Source organism: Pseudomonas sp. SWRI22 (assembly GCF_014268395.2).
GTDB classification, from domain to species: Bacteria; Pseudomonadota; Gammaproteobacteria; order Pseudomonadales; family Pseudomonadaceae; genus Aquipseudomonas; species Aquipseudomonas paracarnis.
Genome location: NZ_JABWQK020000001.1, coordinates 853,271 through 871,979 on the forward strand (window position 1 = coordinate 853,271; position 18,709 = coordinate 871,979).

At 59.7% G+C, this 18,709-nt stretch carries 14 protein-coding genes; 11 read left to right on the forward strand and 3 right to left on the reverse strand.

Features of this window, described 5'->3' with window-relative positions; genetic code table 11:
* The first annotated feature begins 228 nt into the window (after positions 1 to 228).
* The 4 genes from HU730_RS03565 (at position 229) to pgm (ending at position 6,724) form a co-directional block, all read left to right on the forward strand.
* Positions 229 to 1,251, forward strand: a complete 1,023-nt coding sequence (locus tag HU730_RS03565) for a zinc-dependent alcohol dehydrogenase family protein (RefSeq protein ID WP_032891964.1) — start codon at positions 229 to 231, stop codon at positions 1,249 to 1,251.
* A gap of 704 nt (positions 1,252 to 1,955) precedes the next feature.
* The gene (locus tag HU730_RS03570; RefSeq protein ID WP_169922247.1) at positions 1,956 to 3,380 is read left to right on the forward strand and encodes a hypothetical protein; all 1,425 of its coding nucleotides are present in this window, start codon (positions 1,956 to 1,958) and stop codon (positions 3,378 to 3,380) included.
* Between the two features lie 36 nt (positions 3,381 to 3,416).
* Positions 3,417 to 4,820 carry a PLP-dependent aminotransferase family protein gene (locus HU730_RS03575; protein WP_060763724.1) on the forward strand — a complete coding sequence of 468 codons (1,404 nt, stop codon included), beginning with the start codon at positions 3,417 to 3,419 and terminating at the stop codon, positions 4,818 to 4,820.
* A gap of 260 nt (positions 4,821 to 5,080) precedes the next feature.
* Positions 5,081 to 6,724 (forward strand): phosphoglucomutase (alpha-D-glucose-1,6-bisphosphate-dependent), encoded by a 1,644-nt coding sequence (gene pgm, locus HU730_RS03580; protein ID WP_034135596.1) that lies wholly within the window; start codon positions 5,081 to 5,083, stop codon positions 6,722 to 6,724.
* A gap of 114 nt (positions 6,725 to 6,838) precedes the next feature.
* Here the strand turns inward: pgm and HU730_RS03585 are convergent, their stop codons facing one another.
* Complete coding sequence (locus HU730_RS03585; RefSeq protein WP_054922186.1) at positions 6,839 to 7,534, reverse strand: pirin family protein; 696 nt, start codon at positions 7,532 to 7,534, stop codon at positions 6,839 to 6,841.
* Between the two features lie 217 nt (positions 7,535 to 7,751).
* Here HU730_RS03585 and HU730_RS03590 point away from each other — a divergent pair, with 217 nt between their 5' ends.
* Entirely contained in the window at positions 7,752 to 10,214 is a 2,463-nt protein-coding gene (locus tag HU730_RS03590; protein ID WP_186527741.1) for a UvrD-helicase domain-containing protein, read from the forward strand.
* A 469-nt stretch (positions 10,215 to 10,683) separates the two neighbouring features.
* Here HU730_RS03590 and HU730_RS03595 read toward each other — a convergent pair whose 3' ends face one another.
* Entirely contained in the window at positions 10,684 to 10,956 is a 273-nt protein-coding gene (locus HU730_RS03595) for a DUF1652 domain-containing protein (RefSeq protein WP_014718395.1), read from the reverse strand.
* A gap of 257 nt (positions 10,957 to 11,213) precedes the next feature.
* On the opposite strand from HU730_RS03595, the gene HU730_RS03600 reads away from it, so the two are divergent.
* From HU730_RS03600 to HU730_RS03615, 4 genes are read left to right on the forward strand one after another with little or no spacing between them, the layout of a single operon-like run.
* Positions 11,214 to 12,023 (forward strand): helix-turn-helix domain-containing protein, encoded by an 810-nt coding sequence (locus HU730_RS03600; RefSeq protein WP_034127703.1) that lies wholly within the window; start codon positions 11,214 to 11,216, stop codon positions 12,021 to 12,023.
* A gap of 49 nt (positions 12,024 to 12,072) precedes the next feature.
* On the forward strand, positions 12,073 to 13,479 hold the full coding sequence (locus HU730_RS03605; protein ID WP_186527742.1) for an FAD-dependent oxidoreductase: 1,407 nt from the start codon (positions 12,073 to 12,075) through the stop codon (positions 13,477 to 13,479).
* 26 nt (positions 13,480 to 13,505) lie between these two features.
* A complete protein-coding gene (locus HU730_RS03610) occupies positions 13,506 to 13,847 on the forward strand; it encodes a cupin domain-containing protein (protein WP_060764350.1) in 342 nt (113 codons plus the stop codon).
* Between the two features lie 60 nt (positions 13,848 to 13,907).
* A complete protein-coding gene (locus tag HU730_RS03615) occupies positions 13,908 to 14,987 on the forward strand; it encodes a polyamine ABC transporter substrate-binding protein (protein WP_106118660.1) in 1,080 nt (359 codons plus the stop codon).
* 34 nt (positions 14,988 to 15,021) lie between these two features.
* Here HU730_RS03615 and HU730_RS03620 read toward each other — a convergent pair whose 3' ends face one another.
* Positions 15,022 to 15,807, reverse strand: coding sequence for a helix-turn-helix transcriptional regulator (locus tag HU730_RS03620; RefSeq protein WP_186527743.1), 786 nt, complete (start codon positions 15,805 to 15,807; stop codon positions 15,022 to 15,024).
* A gap of 200 nt (positions 15,808 to 16,007) precedes the next feature.
* Between HU730_RS03620 and HU730_RS03625 the strand changes: the two genes are divergently transcribed.
* Both HU730_RS03625 and HU730_RS03630 read left to right on the forward strand, forming a co-directional pair.
* A complete protein-coding gene (locus HU730_RS03625) occupies positions 16,008 to 17,372 on the forward strand; it encodes an APC family permease (protein WP_034127698.1) in 1,365 nt (454 codons plus the stop codon).
* 9 nt (positions 17,373 to 17,381) lie between these two features.
* Positions 17,382 to 18,485 carry a P1 family peptidase gene (locus tag HU730_RS03630; protein WP_186527744.1) on the forward strand — a complete coding sequence of 368 codons (1,104 nt, stop codon included), beginning with the start codon at positions 17,382 to 17,384 and terminating at the stop codon, positions 18,483 to 18,485.
* The last annotated feature ends 224 nt before the right edge of the window (positions 18,486 to 18,709 follow it).

Sequence of the window (18,709 nt, forward strand, 5' to 3'; positions counted from 1 at the left end):
ACGTAGCAACCCCCTGAGGTTCGCTTCAGAAGGATGACCGGCATGAATCTTACGGGGAAAGGCTGGTACTCTGCACCGGCTAATTGATTTTTCCTACGATAGTTGAGGTGTGTTCCTCCTTCGCGGAATCAATGACAGGCATGTCGACTATTAATGGTGACCGGTGGTCTTACCCCCAAAGCCCAGATAAAGTTCATGGCATTAGAGGTTACTTTGACGAGGTTTGCGATGTCCCGCACGATCCGTTTTCACAAGTTTGGTCCGGCCGAGGTGCTCAAATGCGAAGAGCATGCGGCCGCGCAGCCCGCACCGGGCGAAGTGCAGGTGCGTGTCGACGCGATCGGCATCAGTTGGTACGACATTCTGTGGCGCCAGAACCTGGCGTCTTCTCATGCACGCCTGCCTTCTGGCTTGGGCCATGAGATGGCCGGGGTTGTGGTTGCCCTCGGCGACGGCGTGGATGACTTGGCGGTGGGCGATAAAGTGGCCAGTTTTCCGGCCGAGAGCCCCAATGATTACCCGGTGTATGGCGAGCAGATCGTCTTGCCCCGTTCGGCCCTGACCCGGTACCCGGATGTCTTGAGCCCGATTGAAGCCAGCGTGCATTACACGCCGTTGCTCATCGCGTACTTTGCGTATATGGACCTGGCGCGGGTCAAACCGGGCCAGTTTGCCCTTGTGACCGACGCCAGCCACTGTGCCGGCCCTTCGTTTGTGCAACTGGGCAAAGCCCTGGGTGTGCGGGTGATTGCTGCCACCAAAGACAGTGCTGAACGTGAATACCTGCTGTCCCTCGGGGCGGAAAAGGTCATCGTTACCGAAGAACAGGACCTGCTGATGCAGATCAACAAGTTCACGGACAACCGTGGCGTCGACGTGGTGTTCGATGGCCTGGGTGGCCCGCAGATGTCGCTGCTCGGTGACGTCCTCGCGCCGCGTGGCAGCCTGGTGCTGTATGGCCTGCAAGGTGGCAACCAGACGCCGTTCCCGGCCTGTGCGGCGTTCCAGAAGAACATTCAGTTCTTTGTGCACTGTATCGGCAACTTCACCGGCAAGCCGGAGCTGGGCATTATCCAGGACCAGGTGGCGTTGCAGCGTGCGTTGCGCGATATCAACCAGCTGACAGCCGACCGTGTGCTTGTCCCACTGAAAACCACGGTATTTCCGTTCAGTCAGTTCGTCGAAGCGCACCGATACATGGATGAATGCCCTTGCCGCGAACGGGTGGCGTTGCAGGTTGAAGCTGTTTGAGCTGTAGGAGTATTCGCAAATGAATACTCCGGCGCCTGAGCTGATGAGGCAAATGCGCCATTTGACAGGGCTTAACCCGCACCGGGGTTGAGCCGCCGCACGGGCGCTGCGCCCCGTAAACAATACCGTTATTGCCCTAGGCCGCCCTGAAATCCAGTGCGGCGCTGTTGTGTGGGCGTCATTTAAGTTGGGTTGGCAGGCCATCTGAACTGCTTTTCGACGCTGTTCTGTATCTGTTAATCATTGTTTGAGTGCCGATAATTGAGCCTTCTTTGTCATCTCAAGGATTGAGCCATGATTGAATGCCGGGCATTAACATCTCGCGCTTGCGGAACTAACGATGGTCTGATTTTTTTCGAAAAGTACAAAGTGTGCACACCGTCGTTTTGCAAGAAGCCAGGATGAGTGGATGATTAATATTTGTCGGATGCTTCTCTAATTTCTTAGTTAAAGCAGTGTAGGACGTTGTCGGAGCCTTCCTAAGGCTGGCGGTCTTTGGCGCTGTAAGGCGCGCAGCTACGTGGTTCACGTCCTGGGATAGTCCTCGACTGTTCTTTTGGTTGTACCTGCACTTTTGTTGCAGAGTGCTAATGTTGAATCCATGTCGTGCTGCGCAACGGATGACAAGCCTACAAGTGTAATAGGTCGAGCGCTCCTGTGTGGTAGTTGCTCGAAACTAATATTTCAACTCAGGTAGTAGAACGATGAGCACTATTCACGAACAAGCCATGAGCTATGTTTACCAGCAAGTTTTGCAACGTTTAGTGGGGCACTTTACCCGTGCTGAACGTACGGTGCTTCAATTGCTGATCCAGCGAATCGTGGTGGCCGCCGGTGGCATGGAGCAAGTGGGGAATTACAAAGTACTGATCGGGCACGGCGGCGGCGCAGTCAGCAGCTACACCTTGGCGATGCTGCGCGCTGCGCAACTGACCATTGCTGGGCGCGCACCCAAGACTTTTCATTTGCGCGTGGCCACGTTGCGGCACGCGGGTATGACTCAGGCCACGCTCGATTCGCTGCACCACGGCTACGGCGCGCTATTTTTCCACGATGACCCACGGGTGGAACTGTTGATGGTGGAAAACCAGGAAGTGCTGCCCTTCAATCATCAACGGCCTGCGGCCAGTGCCGGGCGTGAAGTGAGCCGGCGCAACAAGCTGATGATCGGGCACCTGACGTCCGGCGACATTCGCGCCACCCTGTGCAACGACACTTTTTTGGCCCTCGGCGATTTCTACCAGCGGGTCGCCACCTGGAGCGGCGGTGTGCATGCTCTGGTCAGCGGCGACTCGGTGCGCAAGCAAAGCCAATATATCGCGTGGCTGAAAAAAAGCGCCTTGGCAACCGGCCTGACATTCGCACCTGGTAACCCATCGTCGCTCAGTGCATGGTTTGCACGCATGGAGGAATGGAGTGTCGGTTGCTACCGCCACCTGTATGGCGAGCACTACGCAGGCGCTGAGAGTCCTGGCCGGGGCGGGCACCGTCATGTGGCATATATCGGCATTGCCGACCTGCTTGACGACGTGGACGTTGCCCACGCGCCACTGCTCACTCAATTCCTCGCCCACAAGCGGGACCCATTCGAGTTCCACTTCAGCCATCCTGCTTACCCCAACCCTTTGCTCATTGCGCATTTGCATGGGTTGCAGGCCCAGTGCCTGCGCGAACTCTCCTACGAACATGGCGTCGAAGGGTTCCTGCGTCAGGCGGCGGACTACCTGCATCGAAGACAGGTGCCTGTTGCGTTGATCACCGAAGCGTGTGCTCTGCAGGGCCAGCTATTGGCTACAGCTTGTGCTCAGGCGTTCTCTGGCCTGGACGAAAGCCAATTGACCTGCCTGGTGTTCGCGCCCTTCGTCCAGCATGGCGAACGTCTGGAGGGTTACCTGCGTCAATGCCATCCCGGCATGCTGGTAGCGCTCCCCGAGCTCCACAAGGCCCTGCAGGGCAAGCCCGTCGCGGACATGCTGCACCAGTGGCTGACGGATATCAGTGGGTTGTCGCTGCCGTTGTTGCAGCATCTGTACCGCAAATGCCCGCTGCCGGGCAAACGCAGTGCGCGTGTATGTGAACCTCGTTTCAAGCGGTCCAAGGCTCGTATCACTCAAATGTCGGGACGCTAGTCGCGTGTATTCACCTATGGAAACTGGTGATCAGCGATGAACCTGAGGGGAGAGCGACAGGCAGACTTTGCCTATCAGGCGGTGTATCGCTACATGATCAACCTGATCAATGAAGTCAGCCGGGAAGCACCGGTCAAGCTACCGTCCCTGCGCCAGTTGGCGACGCGGTTGAACGTGTCAATCTCGACGATTCAGTACGCTTACTCGCTGTTGGAAAAAGAAGGGCGAGTGTACTCGGTGGCCAAGTCCGGCTACTTCGCCTGGCCCGTGGCCGCAACCATGCCCATCATGGCGGGTACGGACTTGCTCGAGCGCTTGTATACAGCCGCCCGGCGCCCGGCGATGGTTGTGCTCAGCAATGATGAACCGGCGCTGTTGGGGTCCCTCGATGGCGCGTTGCTGGCGCTGGAGCGCCAACTGGTGCGCCGGTATCCCCATCATCTGCAACCGTCGCAACCTTGTGGCGTGTGGGAGTTGCGTGCTGCATTGGCAGCCCGTTATACCGCGTCGCCCACCCATTGTTGGCAAGCTGATGAGGTGTATATCGGTGCCGACCTTCAGGGCGTCCTGGAAATCCTCGTTGACGCCCTGGACCTTAAAGGCACGGTGGTGGTAGTTGAATCGCCGTGCGATTACCTGGTCCTGCGCCTGCTACAGGCCGCTGGCGTGCGGGTCATTGAATGGCCCTGGCGTGCCGACGGTCGCCCGGACTTGACCACATTGGAGCACCTGCTGCGTCATGAACCGGTGCACCTCGTGCTGCTCTCATCCGTGGTCAGCATGCCTTCGGGTAACGCCATGACCGACCCCGAGCGGCTGCACGTAGCGCGTCTGCTCGACCAGCACGGCTGCTGGTTGCTGGAGAACGATACCTTTGGTGACCTGAGCTTTGCACCGCCCGGACCGGCCTTGCGCAGCCTGGTCAACCCAGAGCGGCTGATCGTGTTTTCTTCGTTCGAAAAGGTTTTGGGCCCGGAAGCGCCCTTTGGTTACCTGCTGGCGCGGCAGATGAGCAGTGAATTGCAGCGCCAGTTTTTGCTGCGTTCGTTTCGATTGTCCGCCATTCGTCAACGCGCCATTGCGCGGCTGTACGAAAGCGGTCGGTTCGACCAGCACCTTCACACGCTGCGCCAGCGCCTGCATGAGCAGGCGCACGCCATGAGTCACCGCTTGGATGCGCGTATGCAAGGGTGTGTGCATTACCGCATGCCCGTGGCCGGGGCGAGTTTCTGGTTGCAGTCGACGGCGCCGGTGGATATGCGGCTGGTGTTTCAGCGCATGCTCGTCCAGCAGGTGGTGATTGCCCCAGGCGAACTGTTCAGCCTCAGTGGTTTGCATCACCAGCATATGCGCTTGAGCCATACCTTCAGCGGCCATCCCAACCTGGACATCGCCCTGGATACGCTGGCGCAGACGCTCCTGCAGGCGCAGACCGAGTAGGAGCGAGCTTGCTCGCGAAAAACGTCAACGATAACGCGCGCTGCCTGAATAAACGCGGCGCCTGTGAGTTTTTCGCGAGCAAGCTCGCTCCTACAACTATCCAATGTGTGAGCCGGCTTGCCTGCGATAGCGGCCTGACAGCCGATCAGGCTGTAGCGTATGAAAATTCTCTTCAGGCCGTCGGATCGATACCGTCGCGCAGTAGTCCAAGTCCCAGTAAACTGTCATTTTTTCCGAATCCTTCTTTGCGAGGTTTATGCATGACTATCAGTCCTTTTGCGGGCAAGCCGGCACCAGCCCAGTTGCTGGTGGATATCCCGCGACTGGTCACGGCCTACTACACCGGCCAGCCTGATGCAGCGATCTCCACTCAGCGCGTAGCTTTTGGTACCTCCGGGCACCGTGGCAGTTCGTTCGAACTGAGTTTCAACGAGTGGCATGTGCTGGCTATCAGCCAGGCCATCTGCCTGTACCGCGAAGCGCAGGGCATTACTGGCCCGTTGTTTGTCGGCCTGGATACCCATGCATTGTCCACTCCAGCCGGTGCCAGTGCCTTGGAAGTACTGGCGGCCAACGGCGTGCACGTGATGCTGGCCGAGGGCGACGAGTACACGCCGACGCCGGCGATTTCCCACGCCATCATCTGCTATAACCGTGGCCGTACCAGCGGCCTGGCGGACGGTATTGTGATTACACCGTCCCACAACCCGCCGCAAAGTGGCGGCTACAAGTACAACCCGCCTAACGGTGGCCCAGCCGATACTCACGTCACCAAGTGGATCGAAGCCAAGGCCAACGAACTGCTTGCCAACAAGCTGGCCGGAGTCAAGCGCATCACTCACGCCCAGGCGCTCAAGGCCGACACCACCCATCGCCATGACTACCTCAATAGCTATGTGGCCGACCTGATCAATGTGATCGACATGGACGCGATCCGCAGCGCCGACCTGCGCTTGGGCGTGGATCCGCTGGGCGGAGCAGGGGTGCGCTACTGGTCGGCGATTGCCGAGCACTACCGTTTGAACCTGGAGGTGGTGAATACCGAGGTCGACGCCACCTTTCGCTTCATGAGCGTCGACTGGGACGGCCAGATTCGCATGGACCCGTCCTCCAGCTATGCCATGCAAAGCCTGATCGGTCTCAAGGAGCGTTTCGACGTTGCCTTCGCCTGCGACCCGGACCACGACCGCCACGGCATCGTCACGCCTTCCGGTGGTTTGCTGGCGCCCAACAACTACCTGGCGGTGTCCATCGACTATCTGTTCCAGAACCGCCCGGACTGGCGTGCCGATGCGGCCGTGGGCAAGACCGTGGTCAGCAGCGGCCTGATCGACCGCGTCGCGGCGCGCATCGGCCGTCGCCTGTACGAAGTGCCAGTGGGCTTCAAATGGTTTGCCGATGGCTTGTTTGAGGGGTCGTTGGGGTTTGGCGGCGAAGAAAGCGCCGGTGCCTCGTTCCTGCGCAAGGACGGCAGCGTGTGGAGTACCGACAAGGACGGCCTGATCCCGGCCTTGCTGGCCGCGGAAATGACCTCGCGCAAAGGCCAGGACCCAAGCCAGATCTACCGTGGCTTGACCGATGCCCTGGGTGAGCCGTTCGCCATTCGCGTCGATGCCAAGGCCACTCCCGCGCAAAAAGCCCTGCTTGGCAAACTGTCACCGGAGCAGGTGACGTCCACGCAATTGGCCGGGGAGAGCATTCAACAGATCCTCAGCCATGCGCCGGGCAACAACCAGGCGATTGGCGGTTTGAAAGTCATGACCGAAAACGGCTGGTTTGCCGCACGGCCCTCGGGCACTGAGGACATCTACAAGATCTACGCCGAGAGCTTCATTGGCGAAGAGCACCTCAAGCAACTGGTGGAAGAGGCGCAGGTGTTGGTTGACGGCGCGATCAGCCAATAACTGACACTGTATGTAGGAGCGAGCTTGCTCGCGAAAAACGTCAACGATAACGCGTGCTTCCTGAGTGAACGCGGTGCCGGTGAGTTCTTCGCGAGCAAGCTCGCTCCTACATGATCAGGCCAGGTCCACCAGCACGATTTCGCTGTCCTCGATTGCGGTCACCCGCAACACTTGTTCATCCTCAACCGCCACACCGTCTCGTGCCTGTGCCCGCACACCATTGACGTCAATCACGCCCGTGGCTGGCACCAAGTAGGCACGGCGACCGCTGTCCAACCGGTACTCCGCGCTTTCCCCGGCCTTCAGGTTCGCGGCCACCAAGCGTGCATCGGCACGAATCCGCAAGCTTTCACTGTCGCCAGCCTTGCCGCTGGCCAGCGTCACAAAGCCCTCGCGGTTGCCTTGCGGAAACGGTTTGGCGCCCCAGGACGGTGGCAAGCCGGCTTCATTGGGAATGATCCAGATCTGAAAGATCTTGGTTGGCGTGGCCTCCAGGTTGTATTCGCTGTGGGCAATGCCGGTTCCCGCGCTCATTACCTGCACATCGCCGGCTTCGGTGCGGCCTTTATTGCCCAAGTTGTCGGCATGGCTGATCGCCCCTTCGCGCACGTAGGTGATGATTTCCATGTCGCGGTGTGAGTGCTGGGGAAAGCCGCTGCCGGGGGCGATGATGTCGTCGTTCCACACCCGCAGGTTGCCCCAGTGCATGCGCTGGGGGTCGTGGTATTCGGCAAAGGAAAAGTGGTGATGAGCGTCAAGCCAGCCATGGTGGGCGCCGCCCAGGCTGGTGAAAGGTCGAAGTTCAAGCATGATCGTCTCCTGTTGATGAGCCCATCATCCCGCAGCGCATGATCGATAAAAAGCGTAAAAAATGCCGGTTTATGATCCGTTTTTTCGATGATTATTCCCGGTGTTCACTTTCACTTCATCGCCTAACTGCATGACAGCAAAGCAATTGGCTGGAACTGAGCGGCGTTTCCGGCGACCATGGCGCCTTGGTCAAAACAAGCTCACCGCAGGAGTCCGCGTGTCGCAACAACAGCCTGATCTGCCCCCCGAACTGCGCCCCTTGGCTGAAATGCCGCTGCTGAAACGGCTGGCCGCGCGCCTGTTCGGCCATGGCCTCACCCGTTTGCGCGCGCAGCACAGGTTTTCCTGGTTACATGGCCAGGCCGACGGTTTTCGCAGTGGGCATGAGGCGGGCGTTGAATACGGTTACCGCGAGGGTAAAGCTGATGGCATCGAGGAAGGCCGGCAAGTCCTGCTGATTCGTGACTTTCGCCCTGATGAGCACAGCGCACCAGGCATAGATGACAGCCTGTTCGACGATTGGCGATTGCCGCTCACCGCGGAGGTGAAGAAGCGCATGAAGGCCGATGTCGCGCGCCTGCTGCCAGCCCATGCGCAGCCAAGCGCGGCGCAATGGAAGATGATTTTCAGCGACACCCCCTCGACCTCGGTGATTGCGGGTGCTGGCGCCGGCAAGTCGACGTCCTTGGTGCTGCGCATCCTGCTGCTCAGCCATTACCTGGGCTTTGAACTGAGTTCGATGACTGTGGTGACGTTCACCCGCGAGTCGCGCAAGGACTTCATCAACAAACTCATGGAAATTCTCAGCCTGTGGGGCCAACCCCTTGGCAGCAAGGAAGCCCAGGCGGTGGTGCGCACCTTTCATTCGCGCATCCTGCCCATGGTGCGCAGCCTGCCGGGCTTTGAACGGCTGCAGGCTTTTGAGAACCTCAGCGATAGTTTTGAAGACGCCGACAGCAACGCCTTCGACCTGCGTATCAGTGACGCCCAGCGGCAGCAGATGAACGCTTGTTATCACCGCTTGTATGGTCGCAATCAGCGTTTTCGCGAGTTGATTGCACCCTTGGCCCGTCATGGTCTCCAGCTCAAAGAGCTGGAACGCGATCATCCGGACGTGCAAAAGCGCATGGCCGTGACTGAATTGGCGGCCAAGCGCGATGAAGAACTCTGTGATGTGATCGAAGACCTATGGTTTCGCGCCGGTGCCTGGCCGATCAAGGGCATCGAACCCAGCCGCCAGACCTTTGAAATCAACAGCGCGCAATTTCATTGCCACGGCTACATCCGGGAGCTGGATGCCTGGGTGGTGCTGGGGTTCGATGGGCGCGAAAATTCTCAAATCAGTCGGCCGAACTCGAAACTCTCGGTGCGCGCTGAATGGGCAGTGAAACGCACCCTGTTTCAAGCTTTCTGTAATAAGCCACTGATATGGCTGGATAATTACGAATCTTCAAAGCGTCTTTTGAGCAGCCTGGGTGGCGATGCCACGGCCGGGCCGGGCTTTGATTACAAGGTTAAAGGTGAACTCGCTTCGGCCCCCCTGTTGGACAGTTTTGTCATGGCGGCCGGGTTTATCGAGAACCTCGGCCTGGATGTGCCTACGGCGGTTGGCCAGATGAGCTTCGCCAAGGACGACCCGGACCGGCTGTTCTTCGAGGCCCTGAGCATCTTCTGGAAGGCGCTGGAAGATCACCTGCTGGAGCAGTCGCCGCCGATCATGACCTACAACCGGATGTTTTCCCTGTTTGGTGAAAACACCCCTGAGAACCTCAAGCTGCTGAGTGATCCCTTGCTGCGGCCGATGTCGCACCTGATGATCGATGAATTCCAGGACGTATCGCCGCAGATCGTGTCCTGGATCCGCGCCAGCCTGCGGGAAATCCGCAGCCGCGGGCCGGCCATGCACGTCGGGCGAGGTGCGCAACGCTCATCGTTGCTGTGCGTGGGGGACGACTGGCAATCCATCTACGGCTGGCGTGGCAGTTCGCCCAAGTACTTCATGGAGTTCAACAAGGAGTTCGTTTCGCCCAGCACCACCCGCGTGATGCTGGGGGAGAACTACCGCAGCCACCAGCACATCATCGACGCTGCCGAACATATCGTCCGTAGCGCGCCGGCCATCCCCGGCAAAAAGGCCAGGGCCAGTGGCGAGCCCAAGGCGCTGGTGCCCGTCACGGTGTTGGAACGTGACGACGCGGCACTGGCGCAGCGGTTGCTGGAGCATTATCAGCGGGGCGATTCAATCCTGATGCTTTATCGAAGAAGTAGCGATAAGTTATTGATTGGCGAGCATATTCAGTCTGTAGTTAATGTGGATTCTAGCTTGGCGCCTCAGGCGCGCAGGTTGAAACAGCTGACGTATCACAGTGCCAAGGGGCTGCAGGCGGACGCGGTATTTTTGCTGGGCGATTGTCAGCATGTCACCAGCTCGCCGTACAAGAACCAGGTGTATCGCATGGCGGGCTTGGGTAAGGATGGCGACAGTGAGCCTTATGACAATGCCCAGAGAGACGAAGTGTTGCGACTGGCCTATGTGGGGATTACTCGAGCGGTCAGCCATTGTTATTGGTATGTGGAAAAGCCGGAAGGCCAGGGTGTGAATGTGCCCAGGGCGTCTGAGCGGGTGGATGGCAGAAAAGCGTTTTTTGATGATCAGCGTGCAGTGAAGGGGGCTGGCTGACCTGCGATGGCGGCCTACCAGCCGGCGCCTATCTACCTGACACCCCACGATCCAACTGTGGGAGCGGGCTTGCTCGCGAAGGCGGCCTGACAGTCAACACAATTGGGTTGTGTACATATCCATTCCTGCGGTAAAGGCCACTTAGGGTTCCGCTCTTACAGCGGGTCACTTTTGTAAAAGCCCAAAAGTAACCAAAATGCCTTCGCCCCACCACTCGGCACCTCGCCTAGGCTCGGTGTGCCCGAACGCAGGCTTGAATCCGTGGGCCGCCGCCACGCGCCATCCATGGCGCGGGGCGGCTAACCCGGCGTCCTGCCGGGTTACCCACGAATTCAAGCCTGCGTTCGGCCAGCGTGGTTTAACGGGGCGCCTGAGATCAAGATCAAAAGCAGATCAAGATCAAGACCAAGAGCGGCTCGCTTCGCATCGTGGTTACCGTCAAAGTGGGCGTTATTACGCTATTGCCGCCTCACGCCCGCAACGAAACCGGCGGCACGAAACTCTCCAATTCATCCTCCACTGCCTCGATGATGCGCTCCACATCAGCCGCGTTCATCACCGTAGCGCACGGGATCCCCGCGATGGCGATCAATGTCTCGCCGCTGGCCCGGTCGAACAGGCGGGCGATCATGCTGCCGGGGGCGTCCATGCTGCCCTCGAAGCCCATCGGGTGAAAATGCCAGCGCATCAGCTGGCAGGCGTTGGGAAATGTCACTTTGTTCATGTTGCCCACCTTGTTCATTGAGCGCTTCCTTTAGCTCGCGGCAGGGGCCAGGACCTTCACTGGTCATGACAGCTAAGGGCTTAAAAATAGCATTCGTTCGCAACTGCAAGGTGACTTTTTTCGGCCCGTTCGGCGGTTCTTTCGCCTGGTTTTGATATAGATCATGTCCTACAAAGGAATAGGCAAAAGGCCATTAGTCAGACGCTCGATCTGACCATTGAAGCGCAGGGTAAAGTTCGGCATTCTCGAGCATTTTCTCCGCCGTAGAGCCCGATATGTCCGACATCGCTCCAGACGATGAGTGTCACAATTCCCACGCTACCGGCGCGCTGGTGCTGCGCCATCACTTGTGCTGGCGCCATCGCGATCTGGACGGGGTGATGGCTTACTACCACCCCGAGATCCAGTACCACGATTTCTTCCAGAACCGTGTGGTGGGCTATGCCGAGTTGCGCGAGTACTTGCAGGCCAGCATGCCTCGTGAGGCAGACGAAGCGATTGAGCACACTGATCGCATCCGAGCCGATGGCGATACCGCGTTTATCCAGTACCGCATTACCTTGCGTGGCGGCCAGGGCCTGGTGTCGTTTCGTACCAGTGAGGCCATTACGGTGCGCGACGGGTTGATCTGGCGGGTGCATGAATATGCGTCCCTGGTGCACGAGCAACCGACCCAGGCGCTGCGTACCACGGTCAGCCGCCTGGGTTTGTCGCCCCAGCAGTTGGGTTATATGGCCAATGACCTGCAACAATATTTCGAGCGTCAGCAGCCGTACCTGGACCCGGACTTGGACCTGCAGCGGGTCGCCAAGGCCTGTGGCTACAGTCGCAACCAGATGTCCTACCTGCTGAACCAGGTGCTGGGGCAGAGCTTCTATCGCTACGTCAACCAGGCGCGACTCCAGCATGTACTGGCCGCGCTGGACCACGCCACCGCGCCGGTCAAAGTCGATGAGTTGGCCTTTGCCGCCGGTTTCAATTCACTCTCGGCGTTCTACAGCGCTTTTCGCCAGCACACCGGGCAATCGCCCAAGGCGTACCTCAAACAAATTTCTGTGCGTGCACGCGCGCAAGACAGCCCCTGACGCTGCACTCTAGGATCGGCCCTATCGAACCGAGGTAGGGGAACCTGGCATGCCGGCATGGCGCAGTATCAGTTTATGGATGGACCAGTTGGACGACCCGCTGGTAGCGCGCCCGTCGCTGGAGCACGACCTGGACGTCAATGTGGCGATTATCGGCGCCGGCTACACCGGCCTGTGGACCGCCTATTACCTGAAGCGCCAGGCCCCTGAGCTGAAAATTGCAATCATCGAGGCGCAAACGGCCGGTTTCGGCGCATCCGGGCGCAATGGTGGCTGGTTGATGGGCAACCTCTTGGGAGAAGACCGTCTGCTGGCTGAGCTTGCCCCCCAGCAGCGTCGCGCTTCGTTTGACATCTTGCATGGCATTCCTGATGAAGTGGCACAGGTGCTGGTCCGCGAAGGCATTGACTGCGACTACCGCAAAGGCGGCGCCTTGTATTGCGCCGCACGCTACCCCGAGCAGGAAGGCAGCCTGCGCCGCTATCTGGACAAGCTGTACGCCCAGGGCCTCACCGAAGACGACTACCGCTGGCTCAGCCCGCAGCAATTGGCCGAGCAGGTCCGCATTGCCAAGCCTTATGGCGGCATCTATGCCCCCCACGTCGCGACGATCAACCCAGCGAAGCTGGTGCGTGGCCTGGCGCGGGCGGTTGAGAACCTGGGCGTGACCATTTACGAAAACAGCCCCGTGACCCATTGGCAGTCCGGCGGCCTGCGCACCGCCAGGGCCAGCGTGCACGCCGCCTGGGTGGTGCCTGCTGTCGAGGGTTACGCCAATACCTTGCCGCCGTTGGGCCGCTACCAGTTACCGGTGCAGAGCTTGATCGTCGCCACCGAACCGCTGCCGGCCAGCACCTGGGAGGGCATCGGGCTCAGCCAGGGCCAGGCTTTTGGCGAGAGCAGCCGACAAGTTACCTACGGCCAGCGCACGGCCGACAATCGCCTGGTGTTCGGCGCCCGTGGTGGCTATCAATTTGCCGGCAAGTTACGGCACAACTTCGACCTGACGGACAGCGAAGTAGAGTTGCGTCGCTACCTGTTTGGTGAACTCTTCCCACAGCTGAAAAAGGCCAGGATTACCCACTCCTGGGGCGGCAACCTGGGCATGTCGCGCCGTTTTCGTCCGCACATGCTCTGTGACCACGCCACTGGCATCGCACTGTCCGGCGGTTATGGCGGGGAGGGCGTGGGCGCCACCAACCTCGGCGGCCGTACCCTGGCCGACTTGATCCTGGGCCGCGACACCCCGTTGACCCGACAACCCTGGGTGATTCGCGAAGGCGGACTCCAGGCGCTCAAGGCCTGGGAGCCCGAGCCGTGCCGCTGGCTGGGTTACAACGCGATCATTCGCAGTTTTGTCCATGAAGACCAGGTGTTGGCCAACCCCAACACCCCGCCCTGGCGCCGCAAGCTGGCAACCGGCGTTGCCGGTTTCATGGAAGGCTTCATGCACTGACTCGTTCCACCCACAGGGGAAAACCCATGAGCATCACGCAATTCAAAGACACGCTGAACACCGCGCTGCCAGATTCATCACCGGTGGCGGTGCCCCTGGGCGCGCCTATCGCCGTGGCCTCGACCCTGAGCGTGGAGCGCAACGACGGGGTCGAGACCGGCATCTGGGCCTGCACCCCGGGGCGCTGGCGTCGGCAGATCACGTCCCAGGAGTTTTGCCATTTCATCCAGGGGCGCTGCACCTTCACGCCCGACAACGGGGAAACCCTGCACATACAAGCCGGTGACGCACTGATGTTGCCAGCCAATAGCACCGGTATCTGGGATATCCAGGAAACCGTGCGCAAGACCTACGTCCTGATTCTGTAACGCTTTGATCCTTGATCGCCTGCCATAAAAACAGCCCTAAAACCGCCAGGAAATCGAACCATGAAAGCCATTGCCCTGTTGCCCTTGATGTTGCTGGCTACTATCAGCCAGGCTGCCGAGACCGTGAAGATCTATAACTGGTCGGACTACATCGCACCGGACACCACCAGGAATTTCCAGAAAGACACCGGCATCGGTTTCACCTATGACCTGTACGACAGCAACGAAACCCTCGATGGCAAGCTGATGACCGGTAAATCGGGTTACGACGTGGTGTTTCCCTCCAACCATTTCATGGCTCGGCAGATCCAGGGCGGCGCCCTTAAAAAGCTCGACAAGAGCCAGCTGCCCAACTGGAAAAATCTCAACCCGGTGCTGCTCAAGGCCGTAGAAAACAACGATCCTGGCAATGCTCACGGCTTTCCGTACCTGTGGGGCAGCACCGGCATTGGCTACAACATCGACAAGGTCAAGGCGGTACTCGGCGACGACGCCCCGGTGGACTCCTGGGACTTGATCTTCAAGCCGGAAAACATGGCCAAGCTGCAAAAGTGCGGGGTCGCCATCCTCGACAACGGCCCCGAATTGCTGCCGGCCGCGCTCAATTACCTGGGCTTGCCGCACCACAGCAAAAAAGCCGAGGACTACAAGAAGGCCGAAGCCCTGCTGATGCAAGTGCGGCCTTACGTGGCGTATTTTCATTCCTCGAAATACACCGCCGATCTGGCCAATGGCGATATCTGTGTAGCCGTCGGTTTCTCCGGCGACATCCTGCAGGCCGAAAGCCGCGCCAAGGAAGCCAGGAACGGCGTGAATATCGGCTACAACATTCCCAAGGAAGGCGCGGCGATCTGGTTTGACATGGTCGCCATGCCCGCCGACGCGCCGGATGAGAAAGCCGGCTATGCCTTCATGAACTATCTGCTGCGCCCCGACGTGATGGCGAGTGTCACCAACTACGTGCACTACGCTAACGGCAACGCGGCGGCCGACAGCCTGGTAGACCCGGCGATCAAGGCCGACACCAAGGTGTATCCGAGCCCGGAGATGATGGGCAAGCTGTTTGCACTGCAAGCCATGCCGTTGAATATCGACCGGGTGCGTACTCGGGTATGGAATACCATACGGACGGGGCGTTGACAGGCGCCAACCACGCTTTCAGCTCGAATGAGGTTTATGGGTTCTCCAGGTCATGCCCCAATGACTGGATGAATAGTGAAAACAACTCGGGCTGCGACGAAATGTCCAGCTTGGCGTACAGATGCCTGCGGTGCACTTTTACGGTGTCCGGCGAGATCTTCAAGCGTTCGGCCATGGCCTTGGAGGAGAACCCTCGCAACACCAGCCGGGCGATTTCCAGCTCGCGGTCCGACAGCACACCGCTGCCGAAATGACTCAGGGCATCGCGAATCTGGCTGTCCATGGCCGGTGCCCGCTGGGTGCTTTGCTGCCAATGCTGGTGCATGAGCGGCAACACCCACGCCGACAGCGTGGTCAACAGCCCGGTTTCTTCGAAGCTGAAGCGCCGCTGCATGCCCAGCGACAGCGACAGCGTGCCCACGCCGGGCAGTTGCAGGATCACTTGCACTTCGTCTTCCAGCACATTGTCGTGGAAGTAATTGAGGAAGTACTCACTCTGGCGAAAATGGTCCGGCGCCACTTCCTCCAGGCGGTATACGCCGCTGGCATAGTTTTCGCGGCAAGCCTGGTAAAACGGGTCGAGCAGGTACAGGCCGTTGAGGTACACCAGCATCGACGCCGGCTTGCTGCTGGGTTGGGCGTCGTACTCCTCCAGGGCCTGGGGCGGGCCATCCAGCGGGTAGAAAATCGCCAGGGCATTATCGAAGGGCAGGCACTGGTGCAATAACAGCACCAGTTGCTTCCAGAACCGCTCGGTGCCGATCTGTGACAGGGTGCGGCCCAACCCCTCGTGCATACCGATTTCCCGGAACAGGCTCATCTCAACATCCCCCACCCTCAAATGATCGGCCAAGGGTTAGGCTTCTGCAGGGCACCGTCAAGGGGAGTACGCCAATAGGGGAATTGGCCGGCAGCCCCACCAGCCGATAACGTCGACACTGTCCAACGGGAAGCATATCCCGAGGAACAATCATTTTTCGTTTCTGCCTCACACCAAAAACAACGACAGAGGATAACGATATGAGTGCCACCCCTGCGCCCGATGGCGTGCTCAAGCCCACCCTGAGCGTCTTTGATGTCGTGGCGATTACCGTTTCAGCGGTAACGCCGGCCAGTTCCGTCTTCGTGATCGCCCCGTTTGCCATCCAGCAGGCGGGCAGTGGCGTGTTCCTGGCGTTTGTGATGGCGGCGTTGCTCGCGTTGATGTTCGCCTTCTGTTACGCCGAACTCGGCCGCGCCCATAACAGCGCCGGCGGCGAGTATGTGTATGCCAAGCGCGTGTTTGGCGGCATGGCCGGTTACGCCACCTTCCTGACGGTGCTGGTGATGTTGCTGTTTATCCCGCCGGTATTGGCGACCGGTGCGGCGACTTATCTGAATAACGCCCTCGGCACGACATTCGATTCGCAAACCGTCGCCCTGGTGATCGTGGTGTGCAGCTACGCCCTGGGCATCCTCAACATCAAGCTCAACGCCTGGATCACCGGCACCTGCCTGCTATTGGAAGTGGCGGCGTTGCTGGTGATTGTGGTGATCGGCTTCGGTAACCCGGTGCAACCGGCCAGTGTGTTGTTGCAGCCGCAGATCGTCGAAAACGGCGTGTTGCACCTGGCGCCCTGGGCCTTGGTGATCGGCGCCGTCGGCATCGGCCTGTTCTCGTTCAACGGCTACGGCCCGGCGGTGTTGCTGGCCGAAGACATGAAGTGCGGCGGCAAGGGCGTGCACAAGGCGGTGCTATGGTCGTTGGGGTTGGTGGTGGTCATCGAGTTGGTGCCGATCACTGCGCTGTTGATCGGCGCGCCGTCCCTGAGCGCAATGATCAGCAGCCCCGACCCGATCGGCTATCTGTTGACCAGTCATGGCAATGAAACCTTGTCGCGGCTGGTGAGTGCCGGGATTTTCCTGTCGGTGTTCAACGCCATCGTTGCCATCGTGATCCAGATTGGCCGCGTGGTGTTCAGCAGCGGTCGCGATGCGCTGTGGACGCCGAGCATCAACAAGCTGTTCACGCGTATTCACCCGCGCTGGGACTCGCCGTGGCTGGCGACGCTGTTCCTGGCGATACCCTCGGCGCTGTTGAGCTTCAGTTCTAACCTGGCCGACCTGACCTCGTTCAGCGTGCTGCTGATCATGCTGGTGTACCTGGTGGTGGCGCTGAGCGCGCTGATGAGCCGGGTGCTGCTGCGTGATCGCGAGCATCCCTATCGCATGCCGTTATGGCCGCTGCCGGCATTGCTGGCGGTACTGGGTGCCGGTTACCTGCTGGTCACCTTGATCCTGGAGGCCTCGGTACGCGACATCATGATTATCATCGGCTTGCTGGCCCTGTCGGTGATCTTGTATTGCATCAGTGGCCGGTTGAGTCCGGCGTTCCAGAAACTGTAAGGAGTGGGTATGCGTGCACGTCAATTGGGCATTACGTTGGGGTTGGGCATGCCCGGCGAACTCAATGCCATCACCGATGTTCCCGGTGTTCGGGTCGGTCACTCGACGCTCAAAGCCTGTGTGGACGGTAAGCAGGTGCGCACCGGCGTCACGCTGGTCCAGCCGCGAGCCGGGGAAGCGCGGCAGCAACCGTGTTTTGCCGGCTACCACGTGCTCAACGGTAACGGCGACGCCACGGGCCTTGAGTGGATCAGCGAGGCGGGGCTGTTGACCACGCCGATGGCCATCACCAACACCCACAGTATCGGGGTGGTGCGCGACAGCCTGATCGCCCTGGAGCGCGAGCGCCTGGCGGACCCTGCGGTGTACTGGTGCATGCCGGTGGTCATGGAAACCTACGATGGCCTGCTCAACGATATCTGGGGCCAGCACGTGCGCCCAGAGCATGTGCGCCAGGCTCTGGACCAGGCTGAAAGCGGCCCGGTGCAGGAAGGCGCGGTGGGCGGTGGTACCGGCATGATTTGCCACGAGTTCAAGGGCGGCATCGGCACGGCGTCACGGCGGTTGCCAGCAGAGCAGGGCGGCTGGACCGTCGGCGTACTGGTGCAGGCCAACCATGGCAAGCGTCAGGAGCTGCGGGTCGATGGCTACCCGGTGGGCCGTCACTTGATGGACATTGCTTCGCCCTTTGCCGAGCGAGGCACCCCCGGCATGGGCTCCATCGTGGTGATCATCGCCACGGACGCCCCCTTGCTGCCCCACCAATGCCAGCGCCTGGCGCAGCGCGCGTCCATCGGCATTGCGCGCACCGGTGGCGGTACCGAGGATTCCAGCGGGGACCTGTTCCTGGCGTTTGCCACCGGTAACCGTGATTTGCCGCCGGCCGACTATGGGCGCAAGGACCTGCCCCTCAGCACCGGGTTGCAGATGGTCAACAACGACCATATTTCGCCGCTGTTCAGCGCGGCGGCAGAGGCGGTGGAGGAGGCGATCATCAACGCCATTCTGGCAGGTGAAGACATGACCACCCAAGACGGCGTCGAGGTGCCGGGCCTGGCTGGCGAAACCCTCTTGGCAGCGCTGCAACAGTGTGGCTGGAGTATGTCCCGGTAATGGGGGACAGCGCACTTTAATAGTGCGAATAGTGGCTCTTTAATGTTGCTAATGACACCGTGACAATATATTGGATCCATTAATCAAGTGAGCCGTTCGCTTAGAGCGGCTTTACTTGTATTTAATATTTAAATAGTGGTGTGCGCCGATTCGGCCACATAAACGCAACGGCCCCCAATAAACACTGCGTGGGACTTCTGCAACTTGAACCTGCGTCACAATTG